Source organism: Fluviicoccus sp. (assembly GCF_030646115.1).
Taxonomy (GTDB): domain Bacteria; phylum Pseudomonadota; class Gammaproteobacteria; order Pseudomonadales; family Moraxellaceae; genus Fluviicoccus.
On record NZ_JAUSMX010000008.1, the window covers coordinates 14,395 to 32,378 of the forward strand.

Sequence of the window (17,984 nt, forward strand, 5' to 3'; positions counted from 1 at the left end):
AAGGGGTTTGGCTGGGTTTCAGTATATCGGGGCTGGTCAGGGAGTAAAGCGACTCTGGAGGTGGAGCGCAACGGCTTCGCCAATCGCAGTATAACCTTCCGCCGAAGGATGATAGCCGTCCGCCGCCAGATAGCGCGGATGCATGTCGCTTGCATAATCCAGCACCCGGCAGCCGGGCAGTCCGGCCAGCGCCCGGCGCAGGTTATGGTCCATCAGTCCCGCGCGATGACCGATGACACTGCGCAAGGGTTGGGGAAGGGCGGTGAAGTGGTGCATCGGCGGCAAGGCCAAGAAGCCGATTGGGGCCTGTGTTTGCCGCCGGATGTCGGCGACCAGATGCCGCAGTTGTTCACGCCAGTGCCGTTGCGAGCTGAAGCCGGTGGTGTCGTTGACGCCGATGCCCACCAGCACCATGTCCGCCTGATGCAAATCGTCCGGAAGCAGGTCGCGACGGACATCGCGGATGCGCGCACCATTGCGGCCGTGCGCCCGCCAGTGGGCGGGGCGACCGGTTTGCACGGAAAATGCCTTGGCGACTCCGGCGGCCAAACCTTCCGCCTGCTGCGCCACTCCGACCCCGGCCACCGTCGATTCGCCGATTACCACCAGCCGCCACGGCACGCCTTCCCCTGCAAAGGCCCCATGTTGCGGCCCCTCCGCTTCCGGCAGCCGCAGCGCGGTGCGTTTGGTGTGCAGCGCTTGCGGCACCGCCACCGGCATCAGCGCGCCGAAATGCAGCCAGAACCGCAGCGAGCGCCACACGGCTCAGGCCAGCGTCTGCGCGTCTGCGCTCAGCACCAGATCGCCGGGCCTCACGTTCATGGTGATCTTTGCGGAGAATACTTTGACACCTTTGGTATCGAACACGTCCACCGGCACCTCGATGTCGCCACCCGCCGCCCAGTCCAGGCCTTCGCCGCTTGATACCGCCCGCAGGTCGGTCTTGGCCTTGGCCAGGTACTGCACGCTCATCGCCTTGGGAATCCAGCGGCAACCGGCGGGAATGGAGGCGTCGGTCATGGTCCCGGCCACCAGTTCCGCCATATTGCACATGGCTATGGCGTGCACGGTGCCGAGGTGGTTGGTCACCTCGCGGCGAAACGGCATGGTGATTTCGGCGAAATTGGGGCGAAGTTCGGTGAACTGGGCATTGATGGTGCTGAAGAAGGGGGCGATCTGGCCGATCATGCCGCTGAACGCGGCATTGCCGGCACTGTTGTACATGGCTAACAGCTGACTCATGACACACACCTCGCGTAACGGGGAAAACGGAAGGTCAGGCAGGCTGACCCTCCGTGTATACGGCAATTCCTGCTTGTTTTCCGTGCGCGGGTGTGACCGGTCAGTTCACTTCTTTTCCGGTGTCCAGCCCTTCGGCCGTTCGTAGTCGGTGTTGCTCAGGAATTTTTCGCGCTGCTCGGACAGGAAGGTTTGCGCTTCCGGCTGCATCACGTTGAGGTGGTTTTCATTGATCAGCATGGTCTGGTGCTTCAGCCATTCCTGCCAGGCCTGCTTCGATACGTTGTCGAACAGATCCTGGCCCTTGGGGCCGGGAAAGGGTGCAAACGCCATTCCTTCCAGCTCTTGCTGATACTTGCGGCACATCACGGTACGGGTCATGTTTATTTCCTCTTAGCCGATACGGACGCGGGCCCGCGCCACGGCGGCCAGCACCTGGTTGGGAGCCGTGCCGCCAATATGGTTGCGGGCGTTCACCGAGCCTTCCAGCGACAGCACATCAAAAACATCCTGCTGGATGGTGTCGCTGAACTGGCGCAGTTCGTCCAGCGTCATTGCGCCCAGGTCCTGGCCGGTCTGCACGCCATAGGCCACGGCCTTGCCGACAATTTCATGGGCGTCGCGGAAGGCGGTGCCGCGCTTCACCAGATAGTCTGCGAGGTCGGTGGCGGTGGCGAAACCGCGTAGCGCCGCTTCGCGCATCGACTCCCGGTTAGGCTTCAACGCCGGCACCATGTCGGCGAAGGCGCGCAGACAGCCTTTCATGGTGTCGATGGCGTCGAACAACGGCTCCTTGTCTTCCTGGTTGTCCTTGTTGTAGGCCAGTGGCTGGCCCTTCATCAGCGTCAGCAGGCTGATCAGATGGCCGTTAACGCGGCCGCTCTTGCCGCGCACCAGTTCCGGCACGTCCGGATTTTTCTTTTGCGGCATGATGCTGGAGCCGGTGCAGAAGCGGTCCGGGATATCGACGAACTTGAACTGCTGGGAATTCCACAGGATCAGCTCTTCGCTCATCCGCGACAGGTGGGTCACGGTCAGCGCGGCGGCGGCGCAGAATTCAATGGCGAAGTCGCGGTCGGACACGGCGTCCAGCGAGTTCTCGCAGACGGCCTCGAAACCCAGCAACTCAGCAGTGTAGGCGCGGTCGATGGGATAGGTGGTGCCGGCGAGGGCGGCCGAGCCCAGCGGCAGGCGGTTGACGCGCTTGCGGCAGTCAGCCAGGCGCTCACTGTCACGCACAAGCATCTCGAACCAGGCCAGCAGGTGGTGGCCGAAAGTCACGGGCTGGGCGGTCTGTAAATGGGTGAAGCCGGGCATGATGGTGTGGGCCTCACGCTCGGCCAGATCCAGCAGGCCGGTTTGCAGACGGTGGATTTCGCCGCGCAGGAAGTCGATCTCATCGCGCAGGTAGAGACGGATGTCGGTGGCGACCTGGTCGTTGCGGCTACGTCCGGTATGCAGTTTCTTGCCGGTGATGCCGATGCGGTCGGTCAGGCGCGACTCGATGTTCATGTGCACGTCTTCCAGGTCGACGCGCCACTCGAAGTTGCCGGACTCAATGTCGGCCTGAATGGCGGTCAGTCCCTCGATGATCGCGTCACGCTCGGCATCGGTAAGCACCGCAGCGCGGGCCAGCATGGTGGCGTGGGCAATGGAACCCTGGATGTCGTGACGATATAGTCGCTTGTCGAAATTGACAGAAGCCGTGAATTCGGCCACAAAGGCGTCTGTGGCTTCACTGAAGCGCCCGCCCCACATGGAAGAAGAAGGTGTGCTCATAGGAATCGAGTCTGGGTGGAAAAAATAACGAAGAGTATATCAGGAATCATGTCCGAAACCCCCAAGCCCGCGCAGGCCGGAAGCCCCGTCGCCGGTGATGATTTTTTCCTGCCCGATTTCTGCAACATGGCGGCGGTGTTCAAGCTGCTGGTGGTCAGCCAATTGCTGGCGCTGTTTCTGCTGATGTCGGAAATCAGCACCCTGAGCCCTTTTCCCTGGGTGGCGCTGGGCCTGAAATCGCTGTTGCTGTCCTGGGTGGCGATCAGTTCGGCCGGCCTGTTCTGCGCCTTGCGCGGGCTATTGCAGAAGATGCGGCGCTCCTCGGCAGCCTTTGTCATATTTTTCCTGTTTCTGGCGCTGGTGGCTTTTTTCACGTTTCTGGCGGAAGGCGTGTTGCTGTTTCTGGGCATCCACCAGCCGGGAGAAGTTAACCTGGGGTTGTCGCTGGTTCGCAATCTGTTCATGGGCGGCATTATCGCCGGGCTGGTGCTTCGTTATTTCTACCTGCAGGAGCAACTGCTGCGCCGCCAGCGCACCGAGCTGACCGCCCGGTTGCAGGCTTTGCAGGCGCGTATCCGTCCGCATTTCCTGTTCAACTCCATGAATATCATCGCCAGCCTGATCACGGTTGATCCGGATTTGGCCGAAGAGGTGGTTGAAGATCTTTCCACGCTGTTCCGCGCCAGCCTCAAGGCGGAAGGGGAGGTGCCGCTGACCGAGGAGATTTCCCTCTGCGAGCGTTATCTCAATATCGAGAAACTGCGTCTGGGAAACCGTTTGCTGATGGACTGGCGGGTGGAAAATTTGCCCGCCGGACTGCGAATTCCGGCGTTGACCTTGCAACCCTTGCTGGAAAATGCCATTTATCATGGTGTGGAACCCGCTTCGGAGCCGGCCAAGGTCACCATTCTGGTTTCGTGGACCGGACAGGAGGTGACGATTGTGATCACAAACCCGTATCATGCGCACAAGCGGAGTCACCACAAGGGTAACCAGATGGCGGTGGGTAATATCCGCGAACGTCTGCATGCACATTACGGCGAAAAAGCTAAACTACAGACGAAGGCGACGGAAAACCTCTACACCACCTACCTGAGCTATCCTTTTGCTCTGGTGCAGCAGGTTGGCAAAACTTCCGAAGAATAAAGAGATAACAACGGAGGCCCTATGAGAGTTCTGGTATGCGACGATGAAGCCCTGGCCCGGGACCGTCTGGTGCGCATGTTGCGCGATGCCGCCCACTGTGAAGTGGTCGGCGAGGCCGAGAACGGCCTGGAGGCGCTAAGCAAGGTCGCGACGTTGACGCCCGATCTGGTGCTGCTGGATATACGCATGCCGGTCATGGATGGTATTGCCTGCGCCGAAGAGTTGGCCCGCTTGCCCAACCCCCCGGCCGTCATTTTCATTACCGCGTTCGACGAGCATGCCTTGGCCGCTTTTCAGGTCGAGGCCATTGGCTACCTGCTGAAGCCGGTGCGCCGTGACCAGTTGAACGAAGCCTTGTCCCGCGCCACCCGTGTCAACCGCGCCCAATTGCAGGGTTTGCGGGTGCAGGCCAATGACGAGGAGCGACAACCGGGCGTCACCCGCAACCACATTACCGCCCGCACCCATCGCGGACTGGAGCTGGTGCCGCTTGACGATATCTATTACTTTCTGGCGGATCAAAAATACGTCACCGTCCGCCACACCAAGGGCACGGTGCTGATTGACGAGACGCTGAAGGAGCTGGAAACCGAATTCGGCAACCGTTTCATCAGGGTGCATCGCAACGCCCTGATGTCGGCCACCTATCTGGAAGGGCTGGAATTGCTGGCTTCCGGACAGTATCAGGTGCGGCTGAAAGGCATTCCGGACAAGCTGCTGGTCAGCCGTCGTCATTTGGCGGATATCCGCGATAAAATGCATAATTTGTGATAAAAAGGGTGGCTGTCGCCGCCGTTAGTTGCCGACAATCAGAATAAAGCCGTCACAAAAAGAAGAGCCGCGACTGTGCGGCTGGGGTTGTTATATGGGTAAGTGGATGTTTATGCGCCACATTTTGGCGCTATGGGTGGTTGTTGCCGCTCTGTCCGGCTGCAGCAGCCTGCCTGCCGTCAAGTCCGAGGAACCTGAGAAATATACCCTGGCCCCCGGCGCTGGCGAATCCCGGCATTTCTTCACCCGCAGCGGCTTGCGCCTTTTCGGCCAATGGTGGTTGCCGGCGGGCAGCCCCAAGGCTGTCGTGCTGCTGGCGCACGGCACCGCCGTCCATTCCGGTTTTTATGATCCCTGGGCCAAAGACCTGAACAGCCGCGGTTATGCGGTGTTCGGTATTGACTTGCGCGGCTGGGGCCAGTCCCAGGGTTATGGTCGCCGGGGTTCAGTGGGCAAGATTGATGAGTACGTCGAGGATATCGAGATCGCCCGGCGTGAAGTGCGCCGTCGCTTCCCTGGCAAACCGGTCTATTTGCAGGGGGAGTCTCTGGGCGGCGCCGTGGTGCTGATGGCGCATATCTCCGGACGGGTCGCCAGCGACGGGTTGGTGTTGAATGCGCCCGCTATTCAGTTGAATCCCGGTAAATTCCTCGGCATCCCCAACCGTTTTGCCGGTTTCGGATTGTGGACAGCCGCTCAGGGCGCCAAGAATTTCCCAGAAGCGCCGGTGCTGCCGATCTGGAAAAGTTTCACCTGGACCGTCGTTCAGGACCCGGCGGTCAAGGAGCGCTTCTGGAGCGACCCCAATACCGCGCACAAAGCCCTTCCCGCCAGTTTCCTGGTCGCCATGCAGGATGTCACCCAGCGGCTTCAGCAAAATGTCAACAATGTCCGGATTCCCTTTATTGTCCTGCAAGGCACTCGTGACGCCTTGGTGTCGAAGGCCGGCAGCCAGCTGCTGATGGACAAGGCGGTCAGCGCCGACAAGACCCTGAAGCTGTACGACGGCATGCGCCACGCCACTTTGCACGATGTGGACAAGGACAAGGTCTGGACCGACATCACCGGCTGGCTGGACACCCACGCAGCCAAGGCGATTGCCGACCGGGCGAAGAATCCGGGTGAATACATTGAAGTTTCTGAATCCGGCCAGGATGAAGAGTCCGGGAAGACGGCCTATCGTTCGCGCTACCAACAACTGACCATGACCACGAGGAATTGATCCATGAAGAAACTGATCGGCCCGGCGCTGCTGGCAGCGGCCCTGACAGGATGTGCCACGGGAATGAGCCCGGTTACCGGCACTTTCTATACCAATGTCTCCGGCCCGCTGGCGGCTACTGACAACCCGGAAAAGCCCACCAAGATCGGCCGTTCCACCGCCCGCTCCATCCTCGGGGTCTATGCAGTGGGTAACGCCAGTATCGAACAGGCGGCCAAGAACGCCGGTATCAGCCGCATTCATCATGTCGATTATGAAACCCAGAGCATTATGGGTGTCATTGCCGATGTCACGATCGTGGTTTACGGCAACTAAGGCGGTCGCTCCGGCCTGAAGGTGCGTCCCTGCCGGGGCGCGCCGGTTTCAACCTGCTTCGGCGCTCCGACAGGATATCCCCCTTTTATCGGCGCATTCCAGCCGCCATAATGCCCCCAGTTATTTTTACCGGCAGGCGCCCCCATGAAAACCCTCCGCATCGCCACCCGCAAGAGCCCCCTGGCGCTCTGGCAGGCTGAGTATGTCAAGTCCTTGCTCCAGCAATACCATCCCGGCCTGAACATCGAACTGGTGACCTTCACGACCCAGGGGGATCGCATTCTTGACGCCCCTCTGGCCAAAATCGGCGGCAAGGGACTGTTCGTCAAGGAACTGGAAGCCGCCATGCTGGAAGGCGCTGCGGATATCGCCGTGCATTCGATGAAGGATGTGCCAATGGACTGCCCGGATGGCTTGGGCATCGTCACCATCTGCCAGCGCGAAAATCCGCTGGACGCATTGGTGTCGGGTCGTTACGGCTCGCTGGAGATGCTGCCGCCCGGAGCCGTGGTCGGTACGTCCAGTCTCCGGCGTCAGTGCCAGTTACGCGCCGTGCGCCCCGATCTGGTGTTGAAGGACCTGCGCGGTAATGTCGGCACCCGGCTGGGCAAGCTGGATGGCGGTGAATATGACGCGATTGTCCTTGCCAGCGCCGGACTGCTGCGTTTGGGCTTGCCGCAGCGGATCACGCAATATATGGGCGACGACTTGCTGCTGCCGGCGGTAGGGCAGGGCGCCGTCGGCATTGAAGCACGTCTGGATGATACGGAAACCCTGGCGTTGCTGGCTCCCCTGCATCATCAGTCGACTGCGACCTGTGTGCTGGCGGAGCGCGCCATGAATCGCCGCCTGCATGGCGGATGTCAGGTACCCATCGCCGGTTATGCCGTATTGCGGGAGGGTGTGCTCAGCCTGCGCGGGCTGGTGGGCAGTCTGGACGGTCGGCGGATTCTGCGCGCTGCGGCCGAGACGTCCGATCCTGCCCGCGCGGAAGTCCTGGGTGTGGAAGTGGCTGAACAACTGCTGGGTGATGGTGCCGCCGCCTTGCTGGCGGCCTCCGGCCTGGCTTGATGATGATGCCGGTTGCCGCTTCATCTCAGCCGCGCCCACTGGCCGGGCTGCGTGTCATCAATACGCGCCCGGCCGATCGTGCGCCAGCCTTGAGCGCAGCGCTTGAGGCGGCCGGTGCGGCCGTAGATTTTCTGCCCTTGCTGGAAATTGCCCCTATGGAGATGGGTCCGGAGCAGCGGCGGCAACTCATGGATCTGGACCGGTATCAGGTCGTCTTTGTGGTCAGCCCGACGGCCGCCATGCTGGGTCTGGAACTGCTGCTGGATTATTGGCCGCAATGGCCGGCGGGCGTAGCGTGGGTGGCGGTGGGCGCGGCCTCCGCGCATGAGCTGGTCAAGGCCGGGCTTGATCCGCAGGTTCCCGCCATTGAAACCAGCGAAGGCGTGCTGGCCCTTCCTGCACTGAATGCATTACGACCCGGAGACCGGGTGCTGGTGTTGCGTGGCGAAGGCGGCCGCAATCTGGTGCGGGACTGGCTGCAAGCCAAATCCGTGCGCGTGGACTATCTGGACTTGTACCAGCGCCGCTTCCCTTTGTCTTCCGTGGGCCTGTGGCAAGCGCTGGAAAGTCAATCCGTGCCGGACGCGGTGATCCTGACCAGCGGTGAGTCGCTCCGGCACTGGCTGGCCTTGGCAGCCGGAGCTGCAACCCGCATTCCGGCGGTGGTCATCAGTCCGCGACTGGCGGCTCAGGCCCGGCAGGACGGCATACCGGAGGTGGTCGTGGCGGATGGAACCCGCCCGGAGGCCATCGTTGCCGCGCTTCAGGCTTGGCGGGAGGCCGTCCGGCATGGTATTGATTAGGGTTCCCGCCCCATATAAACAACAGGTTCACGCGCCATGACAGACATCCGCCGCTCCCTGGGGTATTCCGCCCCGGTCAAGACGCGCTATCGTCTGCCTGTGATCCTGTTGATTTTCCTGCTGCTGCCGGGGGCGTTTTACGGACTCTGGTGGTTCTGGCAACAACAACTGGCCGAGCGTCAGAACCATGACCGGCTCGTGCAGCACCAGTTCGAGCAATTGCTGCATTCCCGCGATACGCTGTCAGCGGAGCTGTCAGGGCTGCGGCGTGAACAGGAAGGCTTGCGCGGACGGCTGGATACGCTGGGCCAGAGCTTGTCCCCGGTCGAGCGCAGACAATGGCTGGCGAATGAAACAGCCTATTATCTGGATCTGGCCGAGCAGCACCTGCAATTGCAGCAGGATGTCACGCCGGCCATGCGCCTGATCGAGTTGGCCGACAGCCTGCTGGCCCCTCATGCCGATCCCGGCCTGGCCCGGCTGCGCGAAGGCCTGGCGGCCGACCGTCTTGAGTTGATGATTGTGCAGCAGGTCGACCACGCCGGGTTGTCCTTGCGGCTGGATGCACTCAAGCAGCAGGCCACCCGGCTGGCCCTGCCGATGCGGGCCGGCCAACCGCCCTCAGGGTCGGTGGACAAGCCGGTGGCTGCTCCCCACGCCGCCGTCTGGGAAAAGGGCTGGCAATCTTTCCGTGAGCTCATCACCATCAGGCGCTATGACGCCCCGGTGCGACCCTTGCTGGGCGACGACCAGCGCTGGCTGTTGCAGCAATCGGTTTATCTGGAGTTGACCCAGGCGCAACTGGCGTTGTGGCGAAACCAGAATTCCCGATATCACCAGAGCCTGGCGAATGTCCAGTCGTTGCTCAAGGATTATGCGGCCATGGATCCTGCCTTTTCTGCATTGCAGCAGGAACTGGGTTTGCTGGCGGTCCAGAACTTGCCGGCAATACCCCTGACGCTGCCTAAGTCCCGGCTGGCCCTGACCGCGCTCAAGGACTTGCATCCGGTTACTGCCGGGGCTGCCCAGCCATGAATTTCTTTCTGATGGTTCTTGTCATTCTGCTGCTGGGCGGCGGCTTGGGGTGGTTGTTCCTGCATGACCCCGGCTACGTGCTGGTGGCCTGGCATCAGACTTCGGTGGAAATGTCGCTGACGTTGGCGTTGTTGCTGATGCTGGGCGCGGCCGTGGCCGGGCTCATCATTCTCGAACTGTCGCTGGGAGTTTTCGGGTTGCGGCGGGTTATCCGCCAATGGTCAGAGCAGCGCAAGGTGCAGCGCGCCCAGCAATGCATGGCGGAAGGCGCGGAGTTGCTGTTACAAGGCCATGCGGTTCGCGCGGAAAAGAAATGGCTGCAGGCCGTTCACCTCTCTCCCCATCCGTTTACTCCGGCCTGGCTGGCCAGCGAGGCCGCCCGCCAGCGGGGGGAATACCGGCTGGCCGAGGACTATCTGGACATGGTGTCTGCACGTGCGCTCCACTTGCCGCTGGAGTTGGCCCGGCTGCGGCTGTGGATGGACAGCGGTCAGTGGGAGGCTGTTGCCGCCCGCGCCAAAAGCCTGTATTCCCATTATCGCAAGGAGCCCGCCCTCGCGGAGTTGCTGGTGAATGCCTTGACGCGGTTGCAGGCCTGGCAGGATTTGGCCGATTGGTTGCCGAAATTGTCGGGCATGCTCGGCAGTGAGAAGGCGGTGACGCTGGCCGTGGAGGCGCACCGGCAAGTGATGCTTTGGATGGCGCATACCGGTAACCGCATGGACCGTGTCGCCTCGCTGCGTCGGTTGAAAGATTATTGGGCGGGTCTGCCTGCCGCCCTGCGGGAGCATCCGGAGTTGGTGGAGGCCTGCGCCGAGTCGATGGTGCGGCAGGGTTTTGATGACGAGGCGGAGCCGTTGGTGCGGGAAATGCTGGCCCGAAACTGGCACAACGGGCTGGTTGCCCTCTACGGCCGCATCCGTTGTTCACATCCGGAGGATTCCTTGCGGCAGGCCCAGGCCTGGCAAACGCGCCATCCGGCCAACCCCCTGCTGCTGCTGACCCTGGGGCGGCTCAACCTGCAGAACCGGGATTGGGCGTCAGCCCGCGCCTGTCTGGAGCAGAGCCTGAGCCTGGGTAAAAACAGTGAAACCTACGCCGAGTATGTACGGCTGTTGCAGCACCTGAATGATCCCGAAGCCATGCATTATCTGGTGGCGGGCCTGCAGCAGTTGACGACGCGCCCCTTGCCTTCCCTGCCGATGCCTTGAGGCATCGAGCGATGAGCCAGTTGCCGCCCGCTTATCAGCGATGAGGCGGCTTCAGGCTGGTAGCATCCAGATCCCGCAAGAAACCGGGGTTGCCGAACCAGATGCGATTGAACCGGAAATCAAACATCTCGCGGATGGCCTGATCGGCGGTCCATCCCTCCATGATCATCCGGTAGGCCGCCACCGAGTAACCGGTACGGTCGCGCCCTTGCTGACAGTGAACAAATACAGCCCCACCCCCTTGTTGGCGCACCTGCTCAACTTCCTGCAAGAACAACCGTATTTTGTCGGCGTCCGGTCTCCAGGCCTTCATGGGTATCTGTAAATAGCGGAGTCCGGTGCCGGTCAGGAGCGGCAGGTCGCTGTTGTCATCACCAATCCGCAAGTTGATGACCGTTGTCACGCCTGCCTTGGCCAGCGACTGGAAACCTTCACGGGTCGGTTGCGCGCCCCGCCATAAGGCCGGTGACACGCGGGTGAAGTTGAGCACTCCCGGCATGCAATCATCGCAGGGTAGCCGGGCGGCGGGGTGGGGCGGACTGACCGGAGGCGAAACGCAGCCGCTGAGAAATAACACGCACAACAGGGCTGCTGTCAGCCGGAGGCGGCTAAGGAACGCCGGAATATCCGGGTAGGTTTGCACAAATAATATCCGATAAACGGTTCTTTCAGAAATTACTGTAAGACTTGCCAAGCCAGAATGCAATCTATACAATTCGCGGCGCTGAAAGTGGCAATCCCCGCGTTGCCGCTCATTGTTACCTGCGTGGAACTATTGTGAGCCGACCCCAGCCGCTCGTCGACGCAACACCAGCCTGGCGCCTTCTGAAGGGGCAGGTGGCAGTTGCAGTCGTGCTGACTTTGCTGGTTATGTTGTCAGGCGTTCACTCTGGAATGTCCGCAGGTATCGGCGCGGGAATCGCAGTTGCCGGCAGTGCTTATTTCACCTGTCAGGCCTTTCGTCATGCCGGCGCAGCTTCAGCCAGGCAGATCGTGAAAAGTTTCTACAAGGGAGCGGCGGGCAAGTTTGCATTGACCGTCCTCCTCTTCGCCGCCGCCTTTCGCATGATCCCGGATCTGCGGGCGGGCTGGGTGCTGACCGGTTTCTTTTTGGTGCAGCTTGTGGCGTGGCTGAGTCCCTTGCGGGATGCGCTGCGTGACAGGTCCTAACGGGTGCAGTTATGGCTGGAAATTCCTCAGAGTATATTAAGCATCACTTGACCAATCTGACCTACGGCGAGTTGCCGGCGGGTTATGTGCGTCATGGTGAGCATGGTCAGGAGACGCTGACCGAGGCGACCTGGACTCTTGCGCATAGCGGTGACGAAGCCAAGGCCATGGGTTTCAAGGCAATCCATCTGGATTCCATGGGCTGGTCCATTGGCTTGGGTCTCATTTTCTGCCTGATTTTCCGTGCGGTCGCCAAGAAGGCCACTAGCGGAGTCCCCGGTGGGCTGCAGAACTTCATTGAAACGATTGTTGAGTTTGTGGATACCAATGTCCGTGATACTTTTCATGGCACATCATCCTTGATCGCCCCGCTGGCGCTGACGATTTTCTGCTGGATTTTCCTGATGAACTTCATGGACTTGATTCCGGTGGATTTCATTCCGACCGCAGCGCAGGCGATGGGTTTGCATTATATGAAGGTGGTGCCGTCCACCGATCCCAACATCACGTTGGGCATGTCGATTTCGGTGTTCCTGTTGGTTCTTTTCTACAGCATCAAGATGAAGGGTGTGAGCGGGTTTGCCGGTGAGTTGGCGCTGAATCCGTTCAACCCGGCCAATCCCGTGCTCAAGGCGTTTTTCATTCCCATCAACCTGATTCTGGAAGGTGTGACCCTGATTGCCAAGCCGGTGTCGCTGGGCCTGCGACTGTTCGGCAACATGTATGCCGGTGAGTTGATCTTCATCCTGATCGCCCTGCTGCCTTTTGGTCTGCAGTGGATGCTGTCGGTGCCTTGGGCCATCTTCCACATTCTGGTCATCACTTTGCAGGCATTCATCTTCATGATGCTGACCATTGTGTACCTGAGCATGGCCAGTGAGCATCACTGATAAACCCTTTTCCCCTTTAAACACTACGACGCAGAGGTAATTACAATGGAAACCGTGATTGGCTTGACCGCTATCGCCGCCGCTATCCTGATCGCTTTCGGTGCCTTGGGTACCGCCGTGGGCTTCGGCCTGCTGGGTGGCAAGTTCCTGGAAGGCGTTGCACGTCAGCCTGAACTGGCTCCGCAACTGCAAGTGAAGATGTTCATTGTCGCTGGTCTGCTTGATGCTGTTCCGATGATTGGTGTGGGTATTGGCTTGTTCTTCGTGTTTGCCAACCCGTTCATCGGCATGCTGCCCCAGTAATTCGACAGACGCAATTTTTCCCGCAACTGCCGAATGAGGTGTTAGTGTGAACATTAATCTGACCCTGGTGGGACAGGCCATTTCGTTTGCGCTCTTTGTGATCTTCTGCATGAAGTTCGTCTGGCCTCCGATGATGGAGGCTCTGGCTGAGCGGCAGAAGCGCATTGCAGACGGCCTTGGCGCCGCTGACAAAGCGCAGCGTGATCTGGCTTCCGCCCAAGACCAGGTTGCCGTTGAGATGAAGGCTGTGAAGGATCAGGCAGCGGTGCTGCTGGATCAGGCTCATCGTCGCGCCACCCAGATGGTGGAAGAGGCTCGCGCCCAGGCTCAGGTCGAAGGCGAGCGCATCAAGGCCCAGGCCCGTGAAGAGATTGAGCAGGAAATCAATCGCGCCCGTGACGCTCTGCGCGCCCAAGTGGCGGCGCTGGCTGTGGCCGGCGCTGAAAAGATCCTGCAAGTCCAGGTTGACGCACAGGCCCATGCAGCAATGCTCAACCAGTTGGCGGCTGAGCTCTAACCGTAGGCGGTGAATCATGGCTGAACTAACCACGGTAGCACGTCCATACGCCAAGGCTGCTTTTGCCTTTGCCCAGGACAAGGCTCAGCTGGCCGAGTGGTCTGCCCAGCTTTCCTTTGCGGCGGCGCTGGCCGGGGATGCCGAATTCATGGCATACCTGTCCCGCCCCAGCATGACGGTGGAGCAACAGACGGGCGCGTTTTTCACGGCCGCTGGCGACCGCCTGGGTGCTGAAAGCGCTAATTTTGTGGCTTTCATTACCCAGAACAAGCGTTTGGCTGCACTGCCCGCCATTGCCGAACTTTTTGAGCAAATGAAGGCCGATGCCGAACGCACCGCCGATGTCCAGGTCACCAGCGCTTTCGAAATGACGGATTCCCAGCAGCAGGCCCTCGCCGGTCAGCTCGCCGCCCGTCTCGGTCGCAAGGTGACGGTCAATGCGGTTGTGGACGCGTCATTGATCGGCGGCGCCATCATCCGCACCGGTGATCTGGTGATTGATGCCTCCGTGCGCGGCAAACTGGCGAAACTGAGCGCCACCCTGAATTCATAATTTTTGAGGAACTGCGCATCATGCAGCAACTGAATCCTTCCGAGATCAGTGCGCTGATCAAACAGCGTATCAGCGATCTCAACGCCACTGCCGAGGCCCGCAACGAAGGCACGGTGGTGAAGGTGTCTGACGGTATTGTCCGCATTCACGGCCTTGCCGATGTCATGTACGGCGAAATGATCGAGTTCGAAGGCGGCCTCTTCGGCATGGCCCTGAACCTGGAACAGGATTCAGTCGGTGCTGTGGTGCTGGGTGGCTTCCTCGACTTGCAGGAAGGCCAGAAGGTGCGTTGCACCGGCCGCATCCTGGAAGTGCCGGTGGGTCCGGAAATGCTGGGTCGCGTCGTTGACGCCCTCGGCAAGCCGATCGACGGCAAGGGCCCCATCAACGCCAAGATGACCGATGCAGTTGAAAAGGTTGCTCCGGGCGTGATCTGGCGTAAGTCGGTCGACCAGCCGGTGCAAACCGGTTACAAGGCCGTTGATGCCATGATCCCCATCGGTCGCGGCCAGCGCGAACTGATCATCGGTGACCGTCAGACCGGCAAGACCGCGATGGCGATCGACACGATCATTGCCCAGAAGGGCTCCGGCATCAAGTGTGTGTACGTTGCTGTGGGCCAGAAGCAGTCGACCATTGCCAACGTCGTGCGCAAGCTGGAAGAATACGGCGCAATGGAATACACCACCGTGGTTGCCGCCGCCGCCGCCGAACCTGCCTCCATGCAGTTCCTGGCGCCGTACTCCGGCTGCACCATGGGTGAATATTTCCGTGACCGCGGCGAAGACGCCCTGATCATTTATGATGATTTGTCCAAGCAAGCCGTGGCCTATCGCCAGATTTCGCTGCTGCTGCGCCGTCCGCCCGGACGTGAAGCCTATCCTGGCGACGTGTTCTATCTCCACAGCCGTCTGCTGGAGCGCGCTTCCCGCGTGTCCGAAGAGTATGTCGAGAAGTTCACCAACGGTGCCGTAAAGGGCAAGACCGGTTCCCTGACCGCATTGCCGATCATCGAAACGCAAGCTGGTGACGTCTCCGCTTTCGTGCCGACCAACGTGATTTCGATTACCGACGGCCAGATCTTCCTGGAAACCAGCCTGTTCAACTCGGGTATCCGTCCGGCCGTCAACGCCGGTATCTCGGTATCCCGTGTCGGTGGCGCTGCCCAGACCAAGATCATCAAGAAGCTGTCTGGCGGTATCCGTACCGCGCTGGCCCAGTACCGTGAGCTGGCGGCATTCGCGCAGTTCGCTTCCGATCTGGATGAGGCCACCCGCAAGCAGCTGGAACATGGTCAGCGTGTAACCGAACTGATGAAGCAGAAGCAGTTTGCACCGTTGAACATTGCCGACATGTCTGTGTCCATCTTTGCCGCTAACGAAGGTTATCTGCAGGATGTTGCCGTTGCCAAGATCGGTGCTTTCGAAGCCGGCCTGCACAGCTACATGAATAGTCAGCACAAGGCCCTGATGGACAACATCAATGCCACGGCTAACTACAATGGCGAGATCGAAGCCGAGCTGCGCAAGGGTATTGAAACCTTCAAGGCTACCCAGACCTGGTAAGTCGTAACTTGCCGGCCGGGTTTAGGCCCGTCCGGCATAACAACTCGGTGAGACTATGGCCGGCTTAAAAGAGATTCGCAGCAAGGTCGCCAGCATCAAGAGCACGCAGAAGATCACTAAAGCGATGCAATTGGTGGCAGCCTCCAAAATGCGCAAGGCGCAAGAGCGCATGGCATCGGGTCGCCCCTATGCCCAGAAGATGCGTCGTGTGATTGCCCACCTGGTACAGGCCAACCCGGAATACAAGCACCCCTATATGGTGGAGCGTCCGGTCAAGCGTGTCGGGTATATTATCGTGTCATCGGATCGCGGTTTGTGCGGCGGCCTGAACATCAACGTGTTCAAGCGTGTCGTGCAGTCTGTGAAATCCTGGCGTGAACAAGGCGTCGAAGTGGAATTTACCCTGATCGGGCAAAAGGCCACTACCTTCTTCAAGTCGGTAGGCGGCAAGGTCGTGGCGGTCAAGACCCACATGGGTGATGCACCGTCCATCGACCAGCTGATCGGGGCGGTCAAGGTGATGCTGGACTCCTTCAATACGGGCCAGGTTGACCGGATCTACCTGGTGCACAACCAGTTTGTGAATACCATGACCCAGAAACCGGTCATGGAGCAACTGGTGCCGCTGCCTACGGATGAAGCCAGCAACCTGAAGCGCGAGCATGGCTGGGACTACCTGTACGAGCCCGAGGCAGCGCCGCTGCTGGATGCCCTGATGGTGCGTTTCATTGAATCCCAGGTATATCAAGGGGTTGTGGAAAACATCGCCTGTGAGCAGGCCGCCCGTATGGTTGCCATGAAAGCGGCGACCGACAATGCCGGTGACCTGATCAAGAGTTTGCAGCTGGTGTACAACAAGCTGCGTCAGGCAGCCATTACCCGCGAAATTTCCGAAATCGTCGGCGGCGCCGCCGCGGTTTAAGCGCAGTATTCAGTTTAAGAGGAAAGTCCGATGAGCAGCGGTCAAATCGTTCAGATTATCGGTGCAGTTATCGACGTCGAGTTTCCGCGTGACAGCGTACCGAAGGTCTATGACGCCCTGAAAGTGGATGGCACCGCCACCACTCTCGAAGTACAACAACAGCTGGGTGACGGTGTGGTTCGCACCATCGCCATGGGTTCCACCGAAGGCCTGAAGCGCGGCCTGCCGGTGACCAACACCAAGGCCCCCATTTCCGTGCCGGTCGGGGTCAAGACCTTGGGTCGCATCATGGACGTGCTGGGCGCGCCCATTGACGAAGCCGGCCCGATCGGCGAAGAAATTCAATGGTCCATCCACCGCAAGGCTCCGACCTATGACGAGCAGTCCGGCGGTACCGAGTTGCTGGAAACCGGCATCAAGGTTATTGATCTGCTGTGCCCGTTCGCCAAAGGCGGCAAGGTCGGCTTGTTCGGTGGTGCCGGTGTCGGCAAGACCGTGAACATGATGGAGCTGATCAACAACATCGCCAAGGCGCACAGCGGTCTGTCCGTGTTCGCCGGCGTGGGTGAGCGTACCCGTGAAGGGAATGACTTCTACCACGAAATGAAGGACTCCGGTGTCGTTGACAAGGTCGCGATGGTTTACGGCCAGATGAACGAGCCTCCCGGAAACCGTCTGCGCGTTGCGCTGACCGGCCTGACCATGGCTGAGTACTTCCGTGACGAAAAGGACGCTTCCGGTAAAGGCCGCGATGTGCTGCTGTTCGTCGACAATATCTACCGCTACACGCTGGCCGGGACCGAAGTTTCCGCGCTGCTGGGCCGTATGCCCTCCGCCGTGGGTTACCAGCCGACGCTGGCCGAGGAAATGGGCGTGTTGCAAGAACGCATCACTTCCACGAAGTCCGGTTCGATCACCTCCGTGCAGGCCGTTTACGTCCCTGCCGATGACTTGACCGACCCGTCGCCGGCCACCACCTTCGCCCACCTCGACGCCACCGTTGTGTTGAGCCGTGACATCGCCTCGCTGGGTATCTACCCTGCCGTCGATCCGCTGGACTCCACTTCCCGCCAGCTTGATCCGCTGGTGGTGGGTGAAGAGCACTACAACGTCGCCCGCGGCGTGCAGACCGTGCTGCAGCGTTACAAGGAACTGAAGGACATTATCGCGATTCTGGGTATGGACGAACTGTCTGAAGAAGACAAGCTCGTGGTGTACCGGGCGCGTAAGATCCAGCGCTTCCTGTCGCAGCCGTTCCACGTGGCCGAAGTCTTCACCGGTTCGCCCGGCAAGTACGTGCCGCTGAAGGAAACCATTCGCGGCTTCAAGGGCATTCTTGCCGGTGAGTATGACCATATGCCCGAACAGGCGTTCTACATGGTCGGCGGCATCGAAGAAGCCATTGAAAAGGCGAAGAAACTGTAATCCAGCAGGGGACAAGGCGTGTGGCAGCCTCAGGTTGCCACACGCTC

At 60.3% G+C, this 17,984-nt stretch carries 21 protein-coding genes; 16 read left to right on the forward strand and 5 right to left on the reverse strand.

Going from position 1 to position 17,984, the window contains the following annotated elements; genetic code table 11:
- Window positions 1–36: 36 nt before the first annotated feature.
- The 4 genes from Q7T36_RS04315 to argH form a co-directional block, all read right to left on the reverse strand.
- Window positions 37–762, reverse strand: coding sequence for an SGNH/GDSL hydrolase family protein (locus Q7T36_RS04315; protein ID WP_304844424.1), 726 nt, complete (start codon window positions 760–762; stop codon window positions 37–39).
- A gap of 3 nt (window positions 763–765) precedes the next feature.
- Window positions 766–1,242 (reverse strand): hotdog fold domain-containing protein, encoded by a 477-nt coding sequence (locus tag Q7T36_RS04320; protein ID WP_304844426.1) that lies wholly within the window; start codon window positions 1,240–1,242, stop codon window positions 766–768.
- Between the two features lie 105 nt (window positions 1,243–1,347).
- Window positions 1,348–1,620 carry an oxidative damage protection protein gene (locus tag Q7T36_RS04325; protein WP_304844428.1) on the reverse strand — a complete coding sequence of 91 codons (273 nt, stop codon included), beginning with the start codon at window positions 1,618–1,620 and terminating at the stop codon, window positions 1,348–1,350.
- 12 nt (window positions 1,621–1,632) lie between these two features.
- Window positions 1,633–3,018 (reverse strand): argininosuccinate lyase, encoded by a 1,386-nt coding sequence (gene argH, locus Q7T36_RS04330; protein WP_304844430.1) that lies wholly within the window; start codon window positions 3,016–3,018, stop codon window positions 1,633–1,635.
- Between the two features lie 48 nt (window positions 3,019–3,066).
- Between argH and Q7T36_RS04335 the strand changes: the two genes are divergently transcribed.
- The 8 genes from Q7T36_RS04335 (at window position 3,067) to Q7T36_RS04370 (ending at window position 10,592) form a co-directional block, all read left to right on the forward strand.
- Window positions 3,067–4,164 carry a sensor histidine kinase gene (locus Q7T36_RS04335; RefSeq protein WP_304844432.1) on the forward strand — a complete coding sequence of 366 codons (1,098 nt, stop codon included), beginning with the start codon at window positions 3,067–3,069 and terminating at the stop codon, window positions 4,162–4,164.
- A gap of 21 nt (window positions 4,165–4,185) precedes the next feature.
- Window positions 4,186–4,935, forward strand: coding sequence for a LytTR family DNA-binding domain-containing protein (locus Q7T36_RS04340; protein ID WP_304844434.1), 750 nt, complete (start codon window positions 4,186–4,188; stop codon window positions 4,933–4,935).
- Between the two features lie 112 nt (window positions 4,936–5,047).
- On the forward strand, window positions 5,048–6,157 hold the full coding sequence (locus Q7T36_RS04345) for an alpha/beta hydrolase (RefSeq protein ID WP_304844436.1): 1,110 nt from the start codon (window positions 5,048–5,050) through the stop codon (window positions 6,155–6,157).
- A gap of 3 nt (window positions 6,158–6,160) precedes the next feature.
- Complete coding sequence (locus Q7T36_RS04350; protein ID WP_304844438.1) at window positions 6,161–6,472, forward strand: TRL-like family protein; 312 nt, start codon at window positions 6,161–6,163, stop codon at window positions 6,470–6,472.
- Between the two features lie 144 nt (window positions 6,473–6,616).
- Window positions 6,617–7,543, forward strand: coding sequence for a hydroxymethylbilane synthase (gene hemC, locus Q7T36_RS04355; protein ID WP_304844440.1), 927 nt, complete (start codon window positions 6,617–6,619; stop codon window positions 7,541–7,543).
- Window positions 7,543–8,346, forward strand: coding sequence for a uroporphyrinogen-III synthase (locus Q7T36_RS04360; protein WP_304844442.1), 804 nt, complete (start codon window positions 7,543–7,545; stop codon window positions 8,344–8,346). Before hemC ends, Q7T36_RS04360 begins: the two co-directional genes overlap by 1 nt.
- Window positions 8,347–8,382: 36 nt before the next feature.
- Window positions 8,383–9,381, forward strand: coding sequence for a uroporphyrinogen-III C-methyltransferase (locus Q7T36_RS04365; protein ID WP_304844444.1), 999 nt, complete (start codon window positions 8,383–8,385; stop codon window positions 9,379–9,381).
- Entirely contained in the window at window positions 9,378–10,592 is a 1,215-nt protein-coding gene (locus Q7T36_RS04370) for a heme biosynthesis HemY N-terminal domain-containing protein (protein ID WP_304844446.1), read from the forward strand. Before Q7T36_RS04365 ends, Q7T36_RS04370 begins: the two co-directional genes overlap by 4 nt.
- Window positions 10,593–10,626: 34 nt before the next feature.
- Here the strand turns inward: Q7T36_RS04370 and Q7T36_RS04375 are convergent, their stop codons facing one another.
- Window positions 10,627–11,235 (reverse strand): dual specificity protein phosphatase family protein, encoded by a 609-nt coding sequence (locus Q7T36_RS04375; protein WP_304844448.1) that lies wholly within the window; start codon window positions 11,233–11,235, stop codon window positions 10,627–10,629.
- A gap of 134 nt (window positions 11,236–11,369) precedes the next feature.
- Between Q7T36_RS04375 and Q7T36_RS04380 the strand changes: the two genes are divergently transcribed.
- From Q7T36_RS04380 to atpD, 8 genes are read left to right on the forward strand one after another with little or no spacing between them, the layout of a single operon-like run.
- Window positions 11,370–11,762, forward strand: coding sequence for an ATP synthase subunit I (locus Q7T36_RS04380; protein ID WP_304844450.1), 393 nt, complete (start codon window positions 11,370–11,372; stop codon window positions 11,760–11,762).
- An 11-nt stretch (window positions 11,763–11,773) separates the two neighbouring features.
- Window positions 11,774–12,652, forward strand: a complete 879-nt coding sequence (gene atpB, locus Q7T36_RS04385; RefSeq protein WP_304844452.1) for a F0F1 ATP synthase subunit A — start codon at window positions 11,774–11,776, stop codon at window positions 12,650–12,652.
- A gap of 45 nt (window positions 12,653–12,697) precedes the next feature.
- The gene (gene atpE, locus Q7T36_RS04390; protein ID WP_304844454.1) at window positions 12,698–12,955 is read left to right on the forward strand and encodes a F0F1 ATP synthase subunit C; all 258 of its coding nucleotides are present in this window, start codon (window positions 12,698–12,700) and stop codon (window positions 12,953–12,955) included.
- 46 nt (window positions 12,956–13,001) lie between these two features.
- Window positions 13,002–13,472 carry a F0F1 ATP synthase subunit B gene (locus tag Q7T36_RS04395; protein WP_304844456.1) on the forward strand — a complete coding sequence of 157 codons (471 nt, stop codon included), beginning with the start codon at window positions 13,002–13,004 and terminating at the stop codon, window positions 13,470–13,472.
- 16 nt (window positions 13,473–13,488) lie between these two features.
- Complete coding sequence (locus tag Q7T36_RS04400) at window positions 13,489–14,025, forward strand: F0F1 ATP synthase subunit delta (RefSeq protein WP_304844458.1); 537 nt, start codon at window positions 13,489–13,491, stop codon at window positions 14,023–14,025.
- A 20-nt stretch (window positions 14,026–14,045) separates the two neighbouring features.
- Window positions 14,046–15,590: a F0F1 ATP synthase subunit alpha gene (atpA, locus tag Q7T36_RS04405; RefSeq protein WP_304844460.1), complete on the forward strand. Its 1,545-nt coding sequence runs from the start codon at window positions 14,046–14,048 to the stop codon at window positions 15,588–15,590.
- 55 nt (window positions 15,591–15,645) lie between these two features.
- The gene (atpG, locus tag Q7T36_RS04410; protein ID WP_304844462.1) at window positions 15,646–16,512 is read left to right on the forward strand and encodes a F0F1 ATP synthase subunit gamma; all 867 of its coding nucleotides are present in this window, start codon (window positions 15,646–15,648) and stop codon (window positions 16,510–16,512) included.
- A 30-nt stretch (window positions 16,513–16,542) separates the two neighbouring features.
- Entirely contained in the window at window positions 16,543–17,937 is a 1,395-nt protein-coding gene (atpD, locus tag Q7T36_RS04415) for a F0F1 ATP synthase subunit beta (RefSeq protein WP_304844463.1), read from the forward strand.
- Window positions 17,938–17,984 lie beyond the last annotated feature (47 nt).

What these genes read in the sequence shown, in the direction of transcription:
- Q7T36_RS04360 (WP_304844442.1), top strand. Translation starts at nt 7,543, where the DNA reads ATGATGATGCCGGTTGCCGCTTCATCTCAGCCGCGCCCACTGGCCGGG.
- argH (WP_304844430.1), bottom strand. Translation starts at nt 3,018, where the DNA reads ATGAGCACACCTTCTTCTTCCATGTGGGGCGGGCGCTTCAGTGAAGCC.
- atpD (WP_304844463.1), top strand. Translation starts at nt 16,543, where the DNA reads ATGAGCAGCGGTCAAATCGTTCAGATTATCGGTGCAGTTATCGACGTC.
- hemC (WP_304844440.1), top strand. Translation starts at nt 6,617, where the DNA reads ATGAAAACCCTCCGCATCGCCACCCGCAAGAGCCCCCTGGCGCTCTGG.
- Q7T36_RS04325 (WP_304844428.1), bottom strand. Translation starts at nt 1,620, where the DNA reads ATGACCCGTACCGTGATGTGCCGCAAGTATCAGCAAGAGCTGGAAGGA.
- Q7T36_RS04370 (WP_304844446.1), top strand. Translation starts at nt 9,378, where the DNA reads ATGAATTTCTTTCTGATGGTTCTTGTCATTCTGCTGCTGGGCGGCGGC.
- Q7T36_RS04400 (WP_304844458.1), top strand. Translation starts at nt 13,489, where the DNA reads ATGGCTGAACTAACCACGGTAGCACGTCCATACGCCAAGGCTGCTTTT.
- atpA (WP_304844460.1), top strand. Translation starts at nt 14,046, where the DNA reads ATGCAGCAACTGAATCCTTCCGAGATCAGTGCGCTGATCAAACAGCGT.
- Q7T36_RS04335 (WP_304844432.1), top strand. Translation starts at nt 3,067, where the DNA reads ATGTCCGAAACCCCCAAGCCCGCGCAGGCCGGAAGCCCCGTCGCCGGT.
- atpB (WP_304844452.1), top strand. Translation starts at nt 11,774, where the DNA reads ATGGCTGGAAATTCCTCAGAGTATATTAAGCATCACTTGACCAATCTG.
- Q7T36_RS04345 (WP_304844436.1), top strand. Translation starts at nt 5,048, where the DNA reads ATGCGCCACATTTTGGCGCTATGGGTGGTTGTTGCCGCTCTGTCCGGC.
- Q7T36_RS04320 (WP_304844426.1), bottom strand. Translation starts at nt 1,242, where the DNA reads ATGAGTCAGCTGTTAGCCATGTACAACAGTGCCGGCAATGCCGCGTTC.
- atpG (WP_304844462.1), top strand. Translation starts at nt 15,646, where the DNA reads ATGGCCGGCTTAAAAGAGATTCGCAGCAAGGTCGCCAGCATCAAGAGC.
- Q7T36_RS04340 (WP_304844434.1), top strand. Translation starts at nt 4,186, where the DNA reads ATGAGAGTTCTGGTATGCGACGATGAAGCCCTGGCCCGGGACCGTCTG.
- Q7T36_RS04350 (WP_304844438.1), top strand. Translation starts at nt 6,161, where the DNA reads ATGAAGAAACTGATCGGCCCGGCGCTGCTGGCAGCGGCCCTGACAGGA.
- atpE (WP_304844454.1), top strand. Translation starts at nt 12,698, where the DNA reads ATGGAAACCGTGATTGGCTTGACCGCTATCGCCGCCGCTATCCTGATC.
- Q7T36_RS04365 (WP_304844444.1), top strand. Translation starts at nt 8,383, where the DNA reads ATGACAGACATCCGCCGCTCCCTGGGGTATTCCGCCCCGGTCAAGACG.